At 42.8% G+C, this 17937-nt stretch carries 20 protein-coding genes and 1 riboswitch; of the genes, 13 read left to right on the top strand and 7 right to left on the bottom strand.

Translation table 11 applies throughout. From position 1 onward, the window contains the following. Positions 1–36: 36 nt before the first annotated feature. The 3 genes from D8790_RS05750 to D8790_RS05740 form a co-directional block, all read right to left on the bottom strand. Positions 37–1320 (bottom strand): aminotransferase-like domain-containing protein, encoded by a 1284-nt coding sequence (locus D8790_RS05750; RefSeq protein ID WP_125387909.1) that lies wholly within the window; start codon positions 1318–1320, stop codon positions 37–39. Positions 1321–1459: 139 nt separating this feature from the next. Beyond that, complete coding sequence (locus D8790_RS05745; protein WP_125387908.1) at positions 1460–1972, bottom strand: transcription repressor NadR; 513 nt, start codon at positions 1970–1972, stop codon at positions 1460–1462. Between the two features lie 38 nt (positions 1973–2010). Next, the gene (locus tag D8790_RS05740; protein WP_125387907.1) at positions 2011–2535 is read right to left on the bottom strand and encodes an ECF transporter S component; all 525 of its coding nucleotides are present in this window, start codon (positions 2533–2535) and stop codon (positions 2011–2013) included. A gap of 209 nt (positions 2536–2744) precedes the next feature. On the opposite strand from D8790_RS05740, the gene D8790_RS05735 reads away from it, so the two are divergent. From D8790_RS05735 to D8790_RS05715, 5 genes are all read left to right on the top strand, one after another. Next, complete coding sequence (locus tag D8790_RS05735; RefSeq protein WP_125387906.1) at positions 2745–3083, top strand: zinc ribbon domain-containing protein YjdM; 339 nt, start codon at positions 2745–2747, stop codon at positions 3081–3083. Between the two features lie 8 nt (positions 3084–3091). Continuing rightward, positions 3092–3718, top strand: a complete 627-nt coding sequence (locus D8790_RS05730) for a Pr6Pr family membrane protein (protein WP_125387905.1) — start codon at positions 3092–3094, stop codon at positions 3716–3718. A 285-nt stretch (positions 3719–4003) separates the two neighbouring features. Then, positions 4004–4531: a bifunctional pyr operon transcriptional regulator/uracil phosphoribosyltransferase PyrR gene (pyrR, locus tag D8790_RS05725; RefSeq protein WP_005590199.1), complete on the top strand. Its 528-nt coding sequence runs from the start codon at positions 4004–4006 to the stop codon at positions 4529–4531. After that, a complete protein-coding gene (locus tag D8790_RS05720; protein ID WP_045497156.1) occupies positions 4528–5808 on the top strand; it encodes a uracil-xanthine permease family protein in 1281 nt (426 codons plus the stop codon). The genes pyrR and D8790_RS05720 overlap by 4 nt, the downstream gene beginning before the upstream one ends. Positions 5809–5864: 56 nt before the next feature. Next, positions 5865–6782: an aspartate carbamoyltransferase catalytic subunit gene (locus D8790_RS05715; RefSeq protein ID WP_061422925.1), complete on the top strand. Its 918-nt coding sequence runs from the start codon at positions 5865–5867 to the stop codon at positions 6780–6782. 146 nt (positions 6783–6928) lie between these two features. Here D8790_RS05715 and D8790_RS05710 read toward each other — a convergent pair whose 3' ends face one another. Then, the gene (locus D8790_RS05710; protein ID WP_125387904.1) at positions 6929–7495 is read right to left on the bottom strand and encodes an ECF transporter S component; all 567 of its coding nucleotides are present in this window, start codon (positions 7493–7495) and stop codon (positions 6929–6931) included. A 4-nt stretch (positions 7496–7499) separates the two neighbouring features. Next, positions 7500–8477 (bottom strand): nucleoside hydrolase, encoded by a 978-nt coding sequence (locus tag D8790_RS05705; RefSeq protein ID WP_125387903.1) that lies wholly within the window; start codon positions 8475–8477, stop codon positions 7500–7502. Positions 8478–8598: 121 nt separating this feature from the next. Next, positions 8599–8643: riboswitch (PreQ1 riboswitch) on the bottom strand. 133 nt (positions 8644–8776) lie between these two features. Between D8790_RS05705 and D8790_RS05700 the strand changes: the two genes are divergently transcribed. The 4 genes from D8790_RS05700 (at position 8777) to whiA (ending at position 12000) form a co-directional block, all read left to right on the top strand. Next, a complete protein-coding gene (locus D8790_RS05700) occupies positions 8777–9160 on the top strand; it encodes a RidA family protein (protein ID WP_125387902.1) in 384 nt (127 codons plus the stop codon). Positions 9161–9227: 67 nt separating this feature from the next. After that, positions 9228–10118 (top strand): RNase adapter RapZ, encoded by an 891-nt coding sequence (gene rapZ / locus D8790_RS05695; RefSeq protein ID WP_125387901.1) that lies wholly within the window; start codon positions 9228–9230, stop codon positions 10116–10118. Continuing rightward, on the top strand, positions 10115–11092 hold the full coding sequence (locus D8790_RS05690; RefSeq protein ID WP_125387900.1) for a YvcK family protein: 978 nt from the start codon (positions 10115–10117) through the stop codon (positions 11090–11092). Before rapZ ends, D8790_RS05690 begins: the two co-directional genes overlap by 4 nt. Further along, on the top strand, positions 11089–12000 hold the full coding sequence (gene whiA / locus D8790_RS05685; protein ID WP_125387899.1) for a DNA-binding protein WhiA: 912 nt from the start codon (positions 11089–11091) through the stop codon (positions 11998–12000). The genes D8790_RS05690 and whiA overlap by 4 nt, the downstream gene beginning before the upstream one ends. Before the next feature lie 32 nt (positions 12001–12032). Here whiA and D8790_RS05680 read toward each other — a convergent pair whose 3' ends face one another. Together D8790_RS05680 and D8790_RS05675 are read right to left on the bottom strand one after the other, a co-directional pair. Then, complete coding sequence (locus D8790_RS05680; protein WP_125387898.1) at positions 12033–13001, bottom strand: NAD(P)/FAD-dependent oxidoreductase; 969 nt, start codon at positions 12999–13001, stop codon at positions 12033–12035. A gap of 110 nt (positions 13002–13111) precedes the next feature. Further along, positions 13112–14428 (bottom strand): FAD-containing oxidoreductase, encoded by a 1317-nt coding sequence (locus D8790_RS05675; protein WP_125387897.1) that lies wholly within the window; start codon positions 14426–14428, stop codon positions 13112–13114. Between the two features lie 193 nt (positions 14429–14621). Between D8790_RS05675 and D8790_RS05670 the strand changes: the two genes are divergently transcribed. The 4 genes from D8790_RS05670 to D8790_RS05655 all read left to right on the top strand — a co-directional run bounded on the left by D8790_RS05670 (position 14622) and on the right by D8790_RS05655 (position 17912). Then, positions 14622–14978: a DUF1304 domain-containing protein gene (locus D8790_RS05670; protein WP_125387896.1), complete on the top strand. Its 357-nt coding sequence runs from the start codon at positions 14622–14624 to the stop codon at positions 14976–14978. A 111-nt stretch (positions 14979–15089) separates the two neighbouring features. Beyond that, positions 15090–15467: a BlaI/MecI/CopY family transcriptional regulator gene (locus D8790_RS05665; protein ID WP_125387895.1), complete on the top strand. Its 378-nt coding sequence runs from the start codon at positions 15090–15092 to the stop codon at positions 15465–15467. Between the two features lie 15 nt (positions 15468–15482). Next, positions 15483–16967, top strand: a complete 1485-nt coding sequence (locus tag D8790_RS05660; protein WP_125387894.1) for a M56 family metallopeptidase — start codon at positions 15483–15485, stop codon at positions 16965–16967. Between the two features lie 273 nt (positions 16968–17240). Beyond that, complete coding sequence (locus tag D8790_RS05655) at positions 17241–17912, top strand: polyphosphate polymerase domain-containing protein (protein ID WP_125387893.1); 672 nt, start codon at positions 17241–17243, stop codon at positions 17910–17912. Positions 17913–17937: the final 25 nt, after the last annotated feature.

Below are 17937 nucleotides of genomic sequence, written 5' to 3'. Positions count from 1 at the left end.
CAAGGAGAAATTCAAAAAAGTTGTAGGACAATAAGCCTACAACTTTTTTAGATAGTCTTTCAATTTTTCCAGATTTTCTTTTAAACCATCAAACCGTAGCTTAGCATAGTGGTAGGGGCAGGTCTGAATGTAGCTATTTTCAAAAAAGTCCAGCGGCAGCTTGCTATGTTTGAGAGAGCTGACTGAGGAGAGGGATTGGAGGTCAAAAATCACGCCATCGGTTGTCAATTGGTGGGGCAGAGGGAAATGAATAGAGTCCAAGAGCTTTTGTGCCTCATTTTTTTCAATTTCCAGTTGGTTCAATAATGCCAGACGATTCTTTTCAAACATCAGATTGTCAATATAGAGGGAAAGAGCCTTTTGCATGATGAGGTTGCTATCGTAGTCAACCGCTTTTTTATAGGATAGAAAGGTTTCTCGGATCTGAGGTGGCAGAGCCAAAGCAGTGATGCGCAGGGCGGGAAAAAGGCTGGTGGAAAAAGACTTGATATAGAGAACATGCTGGCTGTCATCTAGATAGTAAAACGGCAGTTCTCGCTTACTATCAAAGTCGGCCAGATAGTCGTCTTCAACGATATAGATATCATAACGCTCAGCGAGGGCAAGGATTTCTTCCTTTTCCTGACGGCTGTAGGAATGTCCTAGTGGATAGTGGAAACGGGGAATCGTATAGAAAAACTTGATTTGCCTTGTTTGAAAAATCCGCTCTAATTCTTTCAGGTCAATCCCAGTCGGTTTACGCTCAATAGTCTCATAAGGCAGTTTCTGATTTAGCAGTAAGTCGTTGATCCGATGATAGGTAGGCTGCTCAACCAGAATGGTCTCTTTGTTATTGGGGAAGTCAATCTGAGAGAGAATGTAGAGGGCTTGTTGGGTACCGGAAGTCAGAATCAGATTATCTGCAGAAGTGTAGACTACGGAGTCCAAGAGTAAGCGCTGGACTGACTGTCGCAGCTCCTCCAGTCCTTCTTGCTGGGAGTAGTAATTAAAAAGATAGTTTTCTCGACCGATCAGCGTTTCATTGACACAAAGGCGGAAGTCTTCATAGGCTTGATGGCGGTCGTCTGTCACAGCCAGCTCAATATCTTCCTTTTTGTTTTGGTCATTTTCCAAGACATAGTAGCCACTCTTAGGTACAGCATAGATGTACTTCTGATAACGAAGCTCAATCAGAGCCTTCTGGGCAGTATCCTTGCTGCAACGGTAGCGGTCTGCCAGCTTGCGGACGGAGGGAATCTTTTGCCCCGTAGTAAGTCTTCCTTTTTCAATGTCCCTAATAATTTTATCCATGATGATTTGGTATTTAGCTTTTGCTGCCATTCTGTCCCCCTACAGATTTCTTTCTCTTATTTTACCTTATTTCTAGGAAGCTGACAAAGTTTCTTGTTCATTCAAAATATAAAAAACCAGCCTTGAATTTCCTTCAAAACTGGCTCAATCTAGAATATTTGCCTCACGCTTATTCTTGCAGAAAGCCCAGTGCAGCTAAAGCTCTCTGAATATAGTCTAAGTCCTGCTGAGAATCTGCCTCGATTAGATGGTAGTGAACTCCATTTGTTAGCTCGGATAAAGCACGAAAATCGCTCTCTGAGACTTGCTCTAAAAATTGCTGCACATCGCGACGGCAGGTCAATTTCAGATAGGTCTGGATTTCCCCATAGACAGGATGCTCAATCATGATATTTTGCACCCGCCCGCCATTATCAACGATGGCCAAAAGTTCGGCTTCGATATCGTCCGCCTTGTGTTTGAGTTTAAAGAGCCTATGACAATGAGCGGGTTCATTACTTTCCCTATAGAGATAGCCCCTATTGGTACTGATAATGGGCGCACCATCAGCCCGCAGCAGAGCAATATCCTGAACGATGATTTGGCGAGTGACATGAAATTGTTCTGCCAAAAATTGTCCGTTTAAAGGTTGCCGAGCTTCTTTTAAAAGCTCTAATAAATCATTTCTTCGTTTTTTTGTCATATCTTCATTGTAAATCAAATCTCTAGAAGATTCAAGGTTTAACGAATCTTTTTCAGAGCCTGATAGACAAATTTTGCAATGACAAAGTCCACCATGCTGTGAATGATAGTTCCAAATCCAACTAAACCGAAGAGGATATAGAAGGCATTCGCTGGATAGGCTGTTGTTGTGTAAAAGAGAATGCAGACCACTACCTCACCAAAGGCATGAATCAGGGCCAGCACGAAATTAAAGATCCAGGTCGTTTTCTGATTGTCCAATATACCAGGATGCTTTTGCAGGTAAAGAGCGCCGATAGTCCCGAAGAGCAGGTGAGACAGGGCTCTCAGGGTGATGATGAAAGGAAGGCCAGACATGAAAAATCCGATGGTAGAGCCGAGGACGACAATGACTGTCATGAGGGGCGAGATAAACATGGCTAGAAAGATTGCAACGTGGCTGGCTAAAGTAAAGGAAGCGGGCGGAATGACAATCTTAATCGGCATGACCAGCGGGATGACGATGGCTAGGGCAGTCAAGAAAGCGGTCAGTGTCATAAACTGATTTTTAGATTTTGGTTTCATAATAATCTCCTTGAAATAACTGTATATACATTAGAATAGTACATTGTTTTGTCACAAAAGTCAAGAAAATTTTTTGAAAATAGGATGATTTTCTGGACACATTTGTCAAATAAGATAAAATATCGTATAATAAGACGGTAAAATATGGATGTCATTCAGGTTCTGTTCTTTTTCTGAATGTCTGTCCGTCTATAAGGAGAAATGATTTAATGAATAATTTGCCAAATTGCCCAAAATGTAACTCAGAATACGTTTATGAAGACGGTGTTCTTTTAGTTTGCCCAGAATGTGCCTACGAATGGGATCCAGCAGAAGTTGCAGCAGGAGAAGCTGGGCCAGTGGCTATTGATGCGAACGGAAACCAGTTGGCCGATGGAGATACAGTTACCTTAATCAAGGACTTGAAGGTCAAAGGTGCTCCTAAGGATCTCAAACAAGGAACGCGCGTGAAAAATATCCGTATTGTCGAAGGCGACCATAATATTGACTGTAAGATTGACGAATTTGGTGCGATGAAGCTCAAGTCAGAATTTGTTAAGAAAATCTGAGAAACGCTATGAATAAAAAAGTAATTCTTTCTTATCGTATTCTTCTTCTGATTTTAGCTTTTGTCGGAGTCTATCTGGAAATCACCAAGTATGGCGTGGGAATGTTGATGTACTACACGGTCTTGTCTAATCTTCTGGTTCTTTTATTTATCGCCTACCTCATTTTTAGAATGTGGACGGACAATAACTGGGAGTGTCCCAAGCTGTTGCGCGTGAAGGGCGGGGTAACCATGTGTATCATGATCACCTGCGTCGTTTATCACTTGCTCTTAGCTCCGATTGCGACGGATTTTTATCGGCTGGAAAATTTCCTTTGCCATTACATTGTGCCCCTCATGTTTTTCTTTGATACTCTTGTATTTGATAAAACGCGGCAGTATCGTTGGTTTGATCCCATTTCTTGGACAAGTGTCCCCTTGATTTACATGATTTTTGCCCTGATTAACGGTTTTTTCTTGAAAATTGATATTCCGAATGCTAAGGATAAACCCTTTCCCTACTTTTTCCTGAATGTCTATAAGCATGGTTGGCCTTATGTCATCAAGATGTGCCTGATTATCTTTGTGGCCTATCTGGTCTTTGGTTATATTTTTTACGGAATCAAATCTATCTCATTTTCAAAGAAGAAAGTTTAGATTCTTATAATAGGAATAGAAAACAGATGTTCTCTGTTTTTTATTTTGTTGAAATGGACCAGCAATTTATCGTAAAAAAAGTTCATTTTTTTCTTGAAATAGAATTGAAATTGTGGTATAGTTATAAACAATTAAATAGTCCTTTAATTCTATCCAGAGAGATAGGCAAGGAGCAAAGTAAAAATGATGGGTGGAGTGTGACAAGTGCGTCTTGTTTCAGCCTGTCTCTATTTTCTGAGGTCTCCTTGCAAAAGGAGGCTTTTTTAATGTTTTTAGGAGGTTTAGATGAAGACAAAGGAAGTTGTCGATGAGATCACTATGAATCGTGCCATCACGCGAATCACCTATGAAATCATCGAGCGCAACAAGGATTTAAGCCAAATTGTTTTGGCAGGCATTAAGACCAGAGGGGTTTTCATTGCCAAACGCATCCAACAACGACTGGCTCAGCTTGAGAAAATTGAGATTCCAGTTTGCGAAGTGGATACAAAGCCCTTCCGTGACGATATCAAGGTCAAGGAAGACACGACAGTGATTCCAGTTGACATTACTGATCGTGAAGTGATTATCGTTGACGATGTGCTTTATACAGGCCGAACTATCCGCGCAGCCATTGATAATCTTGTCAGCAATGGGCGGCCATCACGTGTCAGCCTCGCTGTTCTAGTGGACCGCGGGCACCGTGAGTTGCCGATTCGGGCAGACTATGTTGGCAAAAATATTCCAACGAGCCACCTTGAAGAGATTATTGTTGAAATGACTGAAAAAGATGGTCAGGACCGAGTTCTGATTGTAGAGGAGGAGACAAGATGAGTCAAGAAGTTAAATACGATGTCCATGATATGCCAAAACCTGGCTTACTCTTAGGACTTTCATTCCAGCATTTATTCGCCATGTTTGGTGCAACGGTGTTGGTTCCGATTCTGGTGGGAATTGACCCAGCGGTAGCCCTGTTTTCAAGTGGTTTGGGAACGCTGGCCCACTTGACAGTGACCAAGTACAAAATTCCTGCTTATATGGGCTCCAGCTTTGCTTATATCGCTGCCATGCAAATCCTAATGAAGACAGATGGGATTGCTGCGGTTGCGCAAGGTGCTATCACGGGAGGTTTGGTCTACTTCATCGTAGCCCTCATCGTGAAATTCGCAGGTAACGCTTGGATTGATAAGATTTTGCCGCCAGTAGTGGTAGGGCCTATCATCATGGTGATTGGTCTGAGTCTAGCGGGCACAGCCGTTGGCGATGTGATGTATAAGACTGTTGGAGACCAGAAGGTCTACGACATTACCTACTTTGCTATCGGGATGGTAACTCTCCTCTGTGTCATTTTATTTAACATCTACGGTAAGAAAATCGTTGGTATTATTCCGGTACTGCTGGGCTTGATTGTTGGCTATATCTTCGCTCTGATCGTCGGAGCGGTGACAGGTCAGGAGATTATCTCTTTTGCTAACGTGACAAAAGCTTCTTGGTTCCACGTTCCACCGATGAATCTTCCATTTATAGATTATGATTTTAAATTGTATCCAAGTGCAATTCTAACAATGGCACCGATCGCCTTTGTAACGATGACAGAGCACTTTGGGCATGTAATGGTTCTGAATAGCTTGACAGGCAAGGATTTCTTTAAAGAGCCTGGTTTGGATAAGACTTTAGCTGGAGACGGTCTGGCTCAGGTTATCGCGGGTATCTTTGGTGCTCCGCCAGTAACCAGCTACGGTGAAAATATCGGGGTGATGGCGCTCAATAAAATCTACAGTGTTTATGTGATTGCTGGTGCTGCTGTATTGGCTATTGTCATGAGTTTTGTTGGGAAAGTATCTGCCTTGCTCCAATCGATTCCAAGTCCAGTTTTGGGTGGCATTTCCATCGCCCTCTTCGGGGTAATTGCTTCCAGCGGTTTGAAAATTCTGATTGAAGCCCAAACCAATTTTGACAACAAAAAGAACCTGCTGATTGCCAGTGTCGTTCTGGTATCTGGTATCGGTGGTCTGACCTTGCAACTATCAGGTCTGCAAGTTTCAGGAGTTGCCTTGTCAACTGTTCTCGGAATTGCCCTCTACCTCATCCTGCCAGAACCTAAAAATTAGGCTGATGAGATCGCTACATTTGTCCAAAGTTTTTAATAAAAAAGGAGTATAACATCATGTCATCAAATCAAATCGCACTTAAAAATCTTGTATCTATGGAACACCTTACGAACGAAGAAGTAATGGCTTTGATCAAGCGCGGGATTGAATTTAAAAACGGCGCAAAGGTTCATTATGATGAGCAGCATATCGTTGCAAATCTCTTCTTTGAATCTTCAACTAGGACTCACAAAGCTTTTGAAGTAGCAGAATTAAAACTTGGATGCGACCTGCTTGACTTTGATGTCAAGACAAGCTCAGTCAACAAGGGAGAAACTTTGTACGACACGATTTTGACTATGTCAGCTCTCGGTGTAGATGTCTGTGTCATCCGTCACCCTGAGGTGGACTACTATAAAGAATTGATCGAAAGTCCAACAATTACAACTTCTATTGTAAATGGTGGTGATGGTTCTGGTCAGCACCCAAGCCAAAGTTTACTTGACTTGATGACAATTTACCAAGAGTTCGGTCATTTCGATGGTTTGAAAGTAGCTATCGCTGGTGACCTTGATCACTCTCGTGTAGCCAAATCTAATATGCAAATCTTAAAACGTCTTGGTGCGGAGCTCTTCTTTGCTGGTCCAGATGAGTGGAGAAGTGAGGAATTTGCTGACTATGGTAAGTTCGTAACGATTGACGAAGTGATTGACCAAGTGGATGTCATGATGTTCCTCCGCGTACAGCACGAACGCCATGACTACAACTCCATTTTCTCTAAGGAAAATTATCATAAACTCCATGGTTTGACGCAAGAGCGCTATGATCGTATGAAGGACACTGCGATCCTGATGCACCCAGCGCCTGTCAATCGCGATGTTGAAATTGCAGACCATTTGGTTGAAGCTCCAAAATCTCGAATTGTAGAACAAATGACAAATGGCGTCTTTGTCAGAATGGCAATCATTGAGGCTGTTCTCAAGGGGCGCAATTAATCTCAGAATGTAGCTTGTGAGTAGGCTTGGACTCAAGAAGAGTCTGCCTACTCCTTTTTTAAACTTAACCTTAAAAACTTATAAAAAACAAATGTTAAAATCAAAAGAACTACTCGAAATCATGTTTTCTGAGTAGTTCTTTTGATTTATGCATTGCTGGATTTTGCAAAGATTCTTGGGATGACTTTTTTGAGTTGTGGGATGAAGACAAGGCTGACCCCAATAACGATGAGGCGGTCTGCATAGTCGGTTAGCGCTTGGACGATGATAGTGCTGGTCACCAAATCTAGGCCGAATCCATGTAAACCCTGAACGATGATGCTGGAACCGCTCGGAGTGATCCCTTTGAAGACTATCACAGTAATCAGAGAGGCCAAAGCAGTTGCTGGCAGAGAGACTAGAACCGTTTTCCAGAGAAGGTTTAGTCTTGGTTTTGAATCAGCAGTGAAAAAGACTGAGACGAGCAGAGCCAAAAGAATGGCTACTGGAGAGAAATAAATAGCAGAGATATCTGTTGTAAAAGCGCTAATAAGAGCACTGGCAAGCGCAGTTCCTACTCCGAAAATAGGTCCTAAAACGAGGCTGGCTAATATCGTTCCAAAAGTATCCAAATAAATAGGAAGTTTTAGAAAAAGGGCGATGTTGGCACCGACATAGTTTAGAGCGATGCAGATGGCTGTCAATGTAATGGTAAATGGTGTTATTTTTTTCATAATCTTATCCTAAATTTAAAGTTTCTAGATCTTGGCAGATGATTTCCTTTGAAGTGTTGAGTATCACGGAGAGAAAATCCTGAAAGAAGAGGTGGGTGTTTACTTGGGTCAGTACCTTGGCATTGGCTTGCTTACCATAAAAATGATAGGCATCAACTAGCGTTTGTCCCATGGCAATGCCTTCCGTTGCAATATCGACGAAGGAGTCAAATCCTTGACAAAGGTTTTCATAAAGGAAATGGGCAACGGCCAATGGATCGTTGATGACACAGCCGATGATATGTTCATACTCCCAATGAAAATCCCAGTAAAAACGAGTGATTTTTCCGATAAAGTCAGCGACTTCAGGATTGATAAAACGCATATATTCCAAGAGATTAGGCGTCAAGACAATCTTTCGCGTGACATCTAGACCGACCATTTCAATCTTTTTTCCAAGTTTTTCATAGGTTTCTCGGGCTGCATGCGGATCGCACCAGTAGTTGTACTCCGCTACGGGCGAGCAGTTCCCATGCGATTTGTAGCTGCCGCCCATGCTGACAAATCGGTCTAGTTGTTGACCAAGTGTAGGATTTTTCCTAAGAGCTAAGGCAATATTGGTCAAAGGTCCTAGCGCGATGATAGAAGTATTCTTATTGGTTTGGAAGTAGCCTGCCAGAAAGTCATAAGCAGCTTTTGGCTGGGCTTGGGTGGAACTACTTCTCGTTATCCCGCTTTCCCCCAATCCATCCATGCCGTGGGTATCCTGAGCGGAGACGAAGTCACGAACCAAGGGCTTGTCGACTCCTACATAGACTGGAATATCTAGCCTATTCAGCCTTTCTAAGATTTTAAAGGCATTTTCAAGACCAAGTTCTACTGGGACATTTCCAGCGACTATGGTCAAAGCAACGACTTCCAGGTCAGGGTGTTGCAGGGCATAGAGTAGGGCTAGGCTGTCGTCTATGCCAGGATCGCAGTCAATAATAACTTTTCTTTTCATAGGTCCTCCTTTTGAGAAATAAAATAAGGCTGAAACCTCCGTCTCAACCTCTCAGTTAGTTCTGCCAAAGTGGCAGGACACCAGAAAAAACTATGCGCAATTACATTACTTTAGAATATAAGGGTACTTAGTTTTTTATACTGGGAAGTTTGCGAACCAGTCCAAAACAAGTGTTTTGAATTATGCATTTACTATCATAAAGAAAAATTTCCTAAAAGTCAATGGGAAGGAGGACAAGAATAGTCAGTCTTTTGACTTTATGATATAATAAGTAAGATAAAAGAAATGAGGAGAATACAATGGCAAAAATAGTACAAACAGATAAAGCACCGGCAGCAATCGGACCATATGTTCAAGGAAAAATCGTTGGCAACCTTTTATTTGCAAGTGGTCAGATTCCTTTGTCACCAGAGACGGGAGAAATTGTAGGTGCAACGATTGAAGAGCAGACCCAGCAAGTTTTAAAAAATGTAGGAGCTATTTTGGAAGCATCTGGAACAGATTTTGACCATGTGATCAAGGCAACCTGTTTCCTAAGTGACATCAATGATTTTGTGCCATTTAATGAAGTCTACAAAACAGCCTTTAAGAGTGAGTTTCCAGCTCGTTCGGCAGTGGAAGTGGCTCGCTTGCCTCGTGATGTAAAAATCGAAATCGAAGTCATTGCTGAGATTGTAGAATAAATGATTGGGACCGGGAGAAGTTTCCCGTCCTTTTTTAGAAATAAAATGTTAGACGAAGGGAGAAAGAATGGCTGAACACAAGATTCAATTAGTGATTGTGACAGGAATGAGCGGTGCCGGAAAGACTGTCGCTATCCAGTCTTTTGAGGATTTGGGTTATTTTACCATTGATAATATGCCGCCGACCTTAGTACCAAAGTTTTTGCAGTTGGTCGAAGGGACAAAGGACAATGATAAGTTGGCTCTGGTTGTTGATATGAGGAGTCGCTCCTTCTTTTTGGAGATTCAGGATATTCTGGATGAGCTAGAAAGAAGCACGGAAATCGATTTTAAAATTTTATTTTTAGATGCGGCTGACAAGGAGTTGGTGGCTCGCTATAAGGAAACTAGACGCAGTCACCCTTTGGCAGCTGACGGACGAATTTTAGATGGTATTAAACTGGAGCGCGAACTTTTAGCTCCTCTGAAAAATCTCAGTCAAAATGTTGTAGATACGACAGAACTGACACCACGGGAGCTCAGAAAGACCATCTCTGAACAATTTTCAAACCAGGCTGACCTGCACAGTTTTCGCATCGAGGTTATGAGTTTTGGTTTTAAATATGGTTTGCCTCTGGATGCAGACTTGGTTTTTGATGTGCGTTTTCTGCCTAATCCCTACTATAAACCTGAGCTGCGCAATCAGACAGGATTGGATAAGGATGTATTTGACTATGTCATGAACCATGCGGAGTCAGAAGAATTTTACAAGCATCTGCTGGGCTTGATTGAGCCGATTTTGTCCGGCTATCAAAAGGAAGGAAAGTCTGTGCTGACTATCGCAGTTGGCTGCACGGGCGGACAACACCGTAGTGTGGCTTTTGCACAGCGTTTGGCGGATGATTTAGCGAAAAATTGGCCTGTCAATGCCAGCCATCGCGACAAAAATCGCCGGAAGGAAACGGTGAACCGCTCATGAGAAAACCGAGAATTACAGTTATCGGAGGCGGTACAGGAATTTCAGTTATTTTAAACAGCCTACGGAAAAAGGATGTGGAGATCACAGCCATTGTCACAGTTGCAGATGATGGCGGTAGTTCTGGTGAGCTGCGTAAAAACATCCAGCAGCTGACGCCGCCGGGTGACTTGCGAAATGTTTTGGTCGCCATGTCCGACATGCCAAAGTTTTATGAGAAGGTCTTCCAGTATCGCTTTGCCAAAGGAGACGGTGTTCTAGCAGGTCATCCCCTTGGGAATCTGATTATTGCAGGCATTTCCGAAATGCAGGGTTCGACCTATAATGCCATGCAGCTTCTGACCAAGTTTTTCCATACAACAGGTAAAATCTACCCTTCAAGCGACACTCCGCTGACTCTGCATGCTGTGTTTACTGATGGAACGGAAGTTGTCGGTGAGAGTAATTTAGCCAGTAAGGCTGGTATGATTGAGCGGGTCTATGTGACCAATACCTATGATGATGAAAAGCCTGTTGCCAGTAGAAAGGTGGTCCAGAGCATTTTGGATAGCGATATGGTGGTGCTGGGACCAGGTTCTCTCTTTACCTCCATCTTGCCAAACCTCGTAATCGAAGAAATCGGCCAAGCTATTTTAGATACTAAGGCAGAAGTAGCCTATGTCTGCAACATTATGACCCAGCGCGGCGAAACAGAGCACTTTTCAGATAGCGACCACGTTCAAGTATTGCATCGTCATCTGGGCAAAAAGTTCATTGATACTGTCTTGGTCAATATCGAGCCAGTCCCGCGCGAGTATATGAACAGCAATAAATTTGATGAATATCTGGTTCAGGTTGATCATAATTTTCGAGGGTTGCAGGAGCAAGTTCCACGTGTCATTTCATCAAATTTCCTTCGTTTGGAAAATGGCGGAGCTTTCCATGACGGCGAGTTGCTTGTTGATGAATTGATGCAGATTATACAGGTGCGCAAATGAGTTTTACAGTGAAGGTAAAAGAAGAGCTTTTAAGCCTATCTGTAAACGACAAAAACGAGTTGGCAGCCATGATCAAGATGGCTGGTAGTTTGGGAATTTCTTCGACCGGCCTCACCTTATTCATTTCAACAGAAAACGCCAAGATTGCTCGCCATCTCTATGAATTGCTGTTGGATCTTTATCAGGTCAAATCAGAAATCCGCCACCATCAGAAGACTAATCTGCGCAAGAATCGAGTTTATACAGTATTTCTGGATCAGAAAGTTGAAGAAATCCTTTCTGATCTGCACTTGGCTGACTCCTTTTTTGGTATCGAGGCAGGGATTGACCAGGCTATTCTGTCAGATGACGAAGCCAGTCGCTCCTATCTGAGGGGAGCATTTCTGGCTAGTGGTAGTATGCGGGAGCCAGACTCGGGCAAGTACCAGCTGGAAATCCTGTCCGTTTATTTGGATCATGCTGAGGATTTAGCTGCTTTGATGCGCCGTTTTCTGCTGGATGCCAAGACCATTGAGCGCAAGAAGGGGGCTGTTACTTATCTGCAGCGGGCTGAGGATATCATGGATTTTCTCATTGTCATCGGGGCTATGGAAGCTACGGCTGAGTTTGAGTCTCTTAAGCTCATGCGGGAAGCGCGTAATGACCTCAATCGCGCTAATAATGCGGAGACAGCGAACATCGCCCGTACGGTCACAGCCAGTATGAAAACCATCAACAATATTGCCAAAATCAGCGATAATATCGGCATTGAGAGTTTACCTGTAGATCTGCAGGAGGTAGCCCAGCTTCGTATCCAACATCCAGACTACTCCATCCAGCAGCTAGCTGATAGTCTGAGCCGGCCACTGACTAAGAGCGGTGTCAATCATCGCTTGAGAAAAATCAATAAAATCGCAGATGAATTATAAAAGCTGCTGAGCTTGAGCTCGGCAGCTGTTTTTTATAGGCTTGTAGAATGTTTAGGTTGGACTTTTTGCTCAGGATAGATATGGTTAATGGCATTGTTGACAGCAGTAGGCGCCTCACCTAGTCCAGTCGCAATTAAGTCGATCTTACCTTCGTAACTACAGCAGTCCCCAGCTGCATAGATACCTGGCATGGAAGTTTCTTGCTTGCTGTTGACCAAAATTTTGTGACGGTTGAGCTCTAGGCCCCAATCTTTGAGATTACCGACAGAGGATTTAAAACCGTAGTTGACAAAGAGGTGATCCAGAGGTAGAAGATGATTTTCCTCTCCCTTGACTTGGCTGATTTCCAAGTGGGTTATCTTGCCATTTTCGCCGACCAATCGACTGGGTATAAATGGTGTCTTAATCTCAACGCTAGAAGCCTTGAGTTCTTCCACACTATGCTCCAAAGCCCGGAAGTTATCCCGACGATGAACCAGACTGGTTTCCGCAATCTTTTCAAAAGCTAGTGCCCAGTCAACAGCCGAGTCACCGCCTCCCAGAATGACAACCTTTTTGCCTGCGTATTGGTTGATGTTTGAAACATGATAGTGAAGGTTGCTGTAGCTTTCAGCATCGTCTAACTCCAAAGCTCTCGGTTTGAAGGCACCACCTCCCATGGCGATGATAATGGTTTTGGTCTGATGCTGTGCTTGAGAAGTCGTAATGGTGAAGCCATCATCAGATTTAACGATATCCAGCACTGTTTCATTGAGGCAAATCTCAGTCTGGAAAGTTTCCAGCTGCTCAATCAGACGCTGAGTCAACTCTTCGCCAGTCAAATTAGTAAAGCCCGGTACATCCAGAATCTTCTTCTCTGGATAGAGAATGGCTGGCTGTCCGCCCAGTTGAGGCAGGGAATCAATGATTTTAACCTTGGCTTGGCGCAGATGAGCGTAAAAAGCTGCGAATAGGCCAACTGGACCGCCACCGACAATCGTAATATCATACAGTTCAGACATAATTTTCCTCAATCTTTTTAAAATAAACTAGCATTATTGTACCACAAAAAGAGGTTGAAATGTAGTTAAATTTTTATAGGGATTGTAAAAGCCCCATCAGGGGCTTAACATTAAATAGCAAATAAATCATTGAGGTTTTCAGCCAGAGTTGGATGAGTGAAGATTTGCTTGCTCAAGTAGGTGTAAGGAATCTTATTATCCATGGCTACAGTCAGGATATTGATGATTTCCTGAGCCCCTGCTGAGAAGATAGTCGCACCGACGATTTCTTTGGTTTCTGTATTGACAACAGCCTTGAAGGCGCCACGTAAGTCAGCATTGACATGTCCGCGAGGCATTGCTGCAACGGGAATCTCTTTCACTGCAATTGGCAGTCCTTGCTCTTGGGCTTCCTTTTCAGTCAATCCGATTTGAGCCAAAGGTGGTGTGATAAACATACTGGTAGGGACGTTTTTACGGTCTTCCAGTGTGTAGCTGCCGTCGCCAGCCAGATAGCTATAAAGGATACGGAAGTCATCAAGCGAGATATAAGTAAACTGCAGACCGCCATTGACATCGCCCGCTGCAAATACACCAGGTACAGATGTTTCCAAGTGTTTATCGACCTTAATCGCTCCGCGCTCTGTCAGCTCGATGTCAGTATTTTCCAACTGCAGTGGTTCAACATTCGGCTTGCGACCAGTAGCATAGAGCAGGGCATCAAAGCGGAATTCTCCATCTTCTGTCACAACGACAACTTCAGCACCATCATTTTTAATTTGCTTGGTTTGCACATTTTGCAGGAGTTGGATTCCGTCTTCTTCCATGTATTGCTTAGCTAGAGTAGCGATAGAAGGCTCTACTCGAGGGAGAAAGACAGGTGCAGCATCCAGTACAGTCACCTGACTGCCCAATTTGTTGTAGAGTCCAGCGAATTCTAGGCCGATGTTACCGCCCCCCAGAACTCCTAAGCGTTTAGGAAGTTCTTTCAGATTTTGGATGCCAGTTGAGTCATAGACATGTTCGGTTTCAGTCAGTCCAGGAATTGGCAGGACATTGGAAACAGCGCCAGTATTGATGACAATAGTCTCAGCAGTCAGTTCCTCTTTCTCATCGCCAGCTGTAATTTCGATGACCTTATTGGAAAGGAAATGAGCTTCCGCATCGATGATGTCGACACCAGCGCCACTGATTGCAGAGTAGTTCTTCCCGTTGAGACGGCTGGTTACAGCATTCTTTTCAGCCATGACTTGGTCGAAAGCTAGGCCTTTTTCAGCTGCGACCAGCAGAGTCTTGGTTGGGATGCAGGCGATATTGATACAGGTTCCCCCGTACATAGCCTTACTTCTCTCAATCAAAGCAACTTTTTTTCCTTGGGACGCCATTTTGGCTGCCAATGTTTTACCGGCCTTACCAAAGCCGATGACAATTAAATCATAGGTTAACATAATTTTACCTCCATTTTTTAAAAAGATTGTATCACATCTAATCAGAAATTGCTGAATTTTGCTACGCCTATTTTAAAAATGTGCTTTAAGACGTCTTTATACACTTTGTCCATTTTATTAGAACCAAATTTTAGCACTTTTTCTTGTTCCATGTTATACTTTTTCCGTCATAAATTTCTATAGGGAGAAGAAAATGTCTATTTTTACACTGATTTTGGCGAGTTTGGTTGCCTTGGAATTTTTCTATATTATGTACTTAGAGACCTTCGCAACGACTTCAGCTACGACAGCACGGATCTTTGGTATGTCACAAGAAGAGTTGGAGCAGCAGTCGGTCAATACTCTTTTCAAAAACCAAGGAGTTTATAATGGTCTGCTGGGTATTTTGGTTTTAATTGCGGCCTTTGTGCAGCCTAGTCCAGTTTGGCTGGGGATTTTTATGGTTTATATCATCTTGGTAGCGGCTTATGGTGCAGTGACTAGCGATCCGAAAATTTTGTTCAAGCAGGGCGGACTAGCAATGTTGACTTTGTTGAGTTTATTTTTCTAGAAAGAGCGGGAAATAGTGATTCCCAGCTCTTTTTTTACATAATGTTTGACTTTTCTATTAGACATGTGTAGAATAAAATTAGAAGAAGACTTTAGAAAGTATGGAAATGTAATGAATCATTCAATTAAACGTTTACCAGATGGTGAATTTGCTATCTTAAAGATTATTTGGCACCTACCAAATCCAACGACCTCTGCCCAAATCATGGAAAAGCTGGGCGAAGATAACCATTGGAAGCCTCAAACCTTGTTGACAGTCTTAGCTCGCTTGACGGAAAAGGGCTTTTTAGAAAGTGTTCGCAAGGGACGTGAAAGGCAGTATACGGCCTTAATTTCGGAAGAGGAATACTTAGAAGTAGAGACGTCAGACTTTTTGAAGCGCTATAGCGGACATTCTATGGGTGGATTTGTCAAGACTCTCTTTTCCTCCAATTCCTTTTCAGAAAATGAACTGGATGAGCTGCGTAGTTTACTGAATCGGAAAGAGTAAGATGAGGTAGTATCCATGAAACAGTTCCTTTTGTCTCTCCTCTTAACCAGTCTCTCAACCTCGATCTTGGTTCTGTTTTTGAGCCTTCTTTTTGCAGCCCTTAAGACCAGGATTTCAGTCAAGGTCAAGTATTTTATCTGGTTTTTAATCTTGCTGAGCTTTCTATTCCCAATTCGTCCTCAATTTGGCTCTGGTTTGATTCGGCTGAGTACTGGGGCGACTGTTCAGACAGCTGTTATAGCTGGCCAGACAAGTGGAGGGCAGACTGTTTCTCAAGTAGCTGAAAAAGCTAGCCAGGCAAATCTCTGGGAGGCTTTTCTGGGTCTGCCTTGGTTTGAAATATTCTTTGTTATCTGGCTGCTTGGTTGTGCATTTCATCTAGGAAAATATGCCTATTCTTATATTCGTTTCAAAAAGATGTTGCAACGTTGGGGGACAGAGGTTGAGGACGAAGAGACTTTGTTCCAGTTGCATTTGATCAAAGAAAAGATGGGCATTAAAAGCAAGATTCGTCTGCTTCACTATCCTATGACACAGAGTCCAATGTTGCTGGGATTCAGGGATGTTTTGATTGTGCTACCGGAGCTGGACTATACGGAGGAGGAGCTGCAGCTGATTTTCCAGCATGAGTTGACTCATTATCAGCACTATGATATCTTGATTAATCTTCTCGCGATTCTCGCCAAGAGCCTGCATTGGTTTAATTCAGTAGTGCGTTTTGCTTGTCGGGAAACTCAGGAAGCAGGAGAAATGTACTGTGATTACGATGTTCTGAGTAGAAAAGACACAGCATATCGCACTTTTTATGGTGAGACCATTCTGACGATGATTGACCGTAGTAAGAAGACTCCGATTGCTTTGACGACTTGTTTTTACTCGGATAAATTTAATCTTAAGAGACGGATTATTGGCATCATGGACAGTCGTCTGCCGAAAAAGTTTCTGTCTGCTTCTTTCGTAGTAGCAGTTCCTCTACTTTTGCTCTTGACTAGCTCGGTCTTTGCCTTAGAAAATCCTGTCGCACAAGATAGTAAACTTGTCTTAGAGTCCAAGAAAGCGGAAGGGCTTAGTCAGCGTCAGGTTTTAGAAACAGTTTTGAAGGAACTTTCTATGGCTGAAAAGGACGTTAAGGATGTGAAAATTTCACGTGAGAAAGGCAATTATAAGATTCTCTTTTCACATGGACAGACGGCTCATGAGATGCTTGTCAATGCCAAGACTGGAAAAGTCGTCCAATCCAAGCAGCATACCATTGTCGAAAAGACAGTAACAGTTGAAAAAGAAGTTTCACCGTCTTCGTCTTCTGCAGCGACTCCAGCTGATGGCGGAAGTGGGAATGCAGGTCAGACGGGAAGTGTTAGCTCGCCAACTCCTGCTACCAATACTGTGACAAATTCAAATACAAACACTAGTACAGCACCTGTCCAACCTCCTGCTCAAACTAACTCCTCAAAGAGTAAGGATAAAGATAGTGACGATGATGATGACGATGACGATTAGATAAAAGATTCTACCAATCAGACTTTCTTGAAAGAAGCAGTGATTGGTAGAATTTTTTTATCTTTATTTTTGGTAAAATCTAGTCTTCAACTCATAAATTGAGGTCAATTTTCAAGTTTTGTTAAATTTTAGTACTTTTCCTCTTGACTCCAAAAACTACAAGTGTAGAATAAAGCTTTGAAAATACTGTCCGGAAAGTAGAAAATGATAGAGCAAGGGCTCTCTTTCTTTTAAAACCACAAACTACATTTGTAGAACAAAAGGAGAATACAAATGAAACAAAAACAAATCCAAACTAACTCCCAACGTGTTGAAACAAAGTACATCTTAGATCGTGCGACCTTGGCTCGCTTAGAAGCTGAAATGCATGCTTACCTCATTCCAGATGATTACGCAACTTCTACCATTTCAAATGTCTATTTTGACAATGATGATTTTCAAATGATCCAAGATTCGATTGCTAGAAGAGGTGGTTGTGAAAAGCTACGGATGCGGACTTATGCAGCGGAGCCAACAAAGGATAGTCAGGTATTTTTGGAAATTAAGAAAAAGTCGGAGGATGTTGGCTTCAAGTATCGACTTGATTCAAATCTAACTTCCGTCGTTAATTATATAGAGAAGGGACTTGCAGACCAGACTATTTCCGATGAGCGGGTCAAGACAGAAGTGGAGCTGTTGCAGGAGCGTTATGCAGGCTTAAAACCGAAAATGGTGATTAGCTATGACCGTTACTCGATGAAAGGCTCAGAGGACAAAAAAGTTCGTGTGACGGTTGATTCAAATATCCGCTTCCGTGATTATGATGTAGACTTGACTTCAGGTCGCCACGGATATCCACTATTGGAAGAGGATATGGTGATTATGGAGATCAAGGTTCCAGGGGAATATCCTCAGTGGATGTCAGAAATTTTGAACAAATACGGCCTTGAAGATCAGTCCTTCTAAAAATACGGCAAAGCCTATCTAAAAT

Source organism: Streptococcus cristatus (assembly GCF_003943535.1).
Taxonomy (GTDB): Bacteria; Bacillota; Bacilli; order Lactobacillales; family Streptococcaceae; genus Streptococcus; species Streptococcus cristatus_L.
This window is presented reverse-complemented; position numbering and strand designations above follow the sequence as displayed.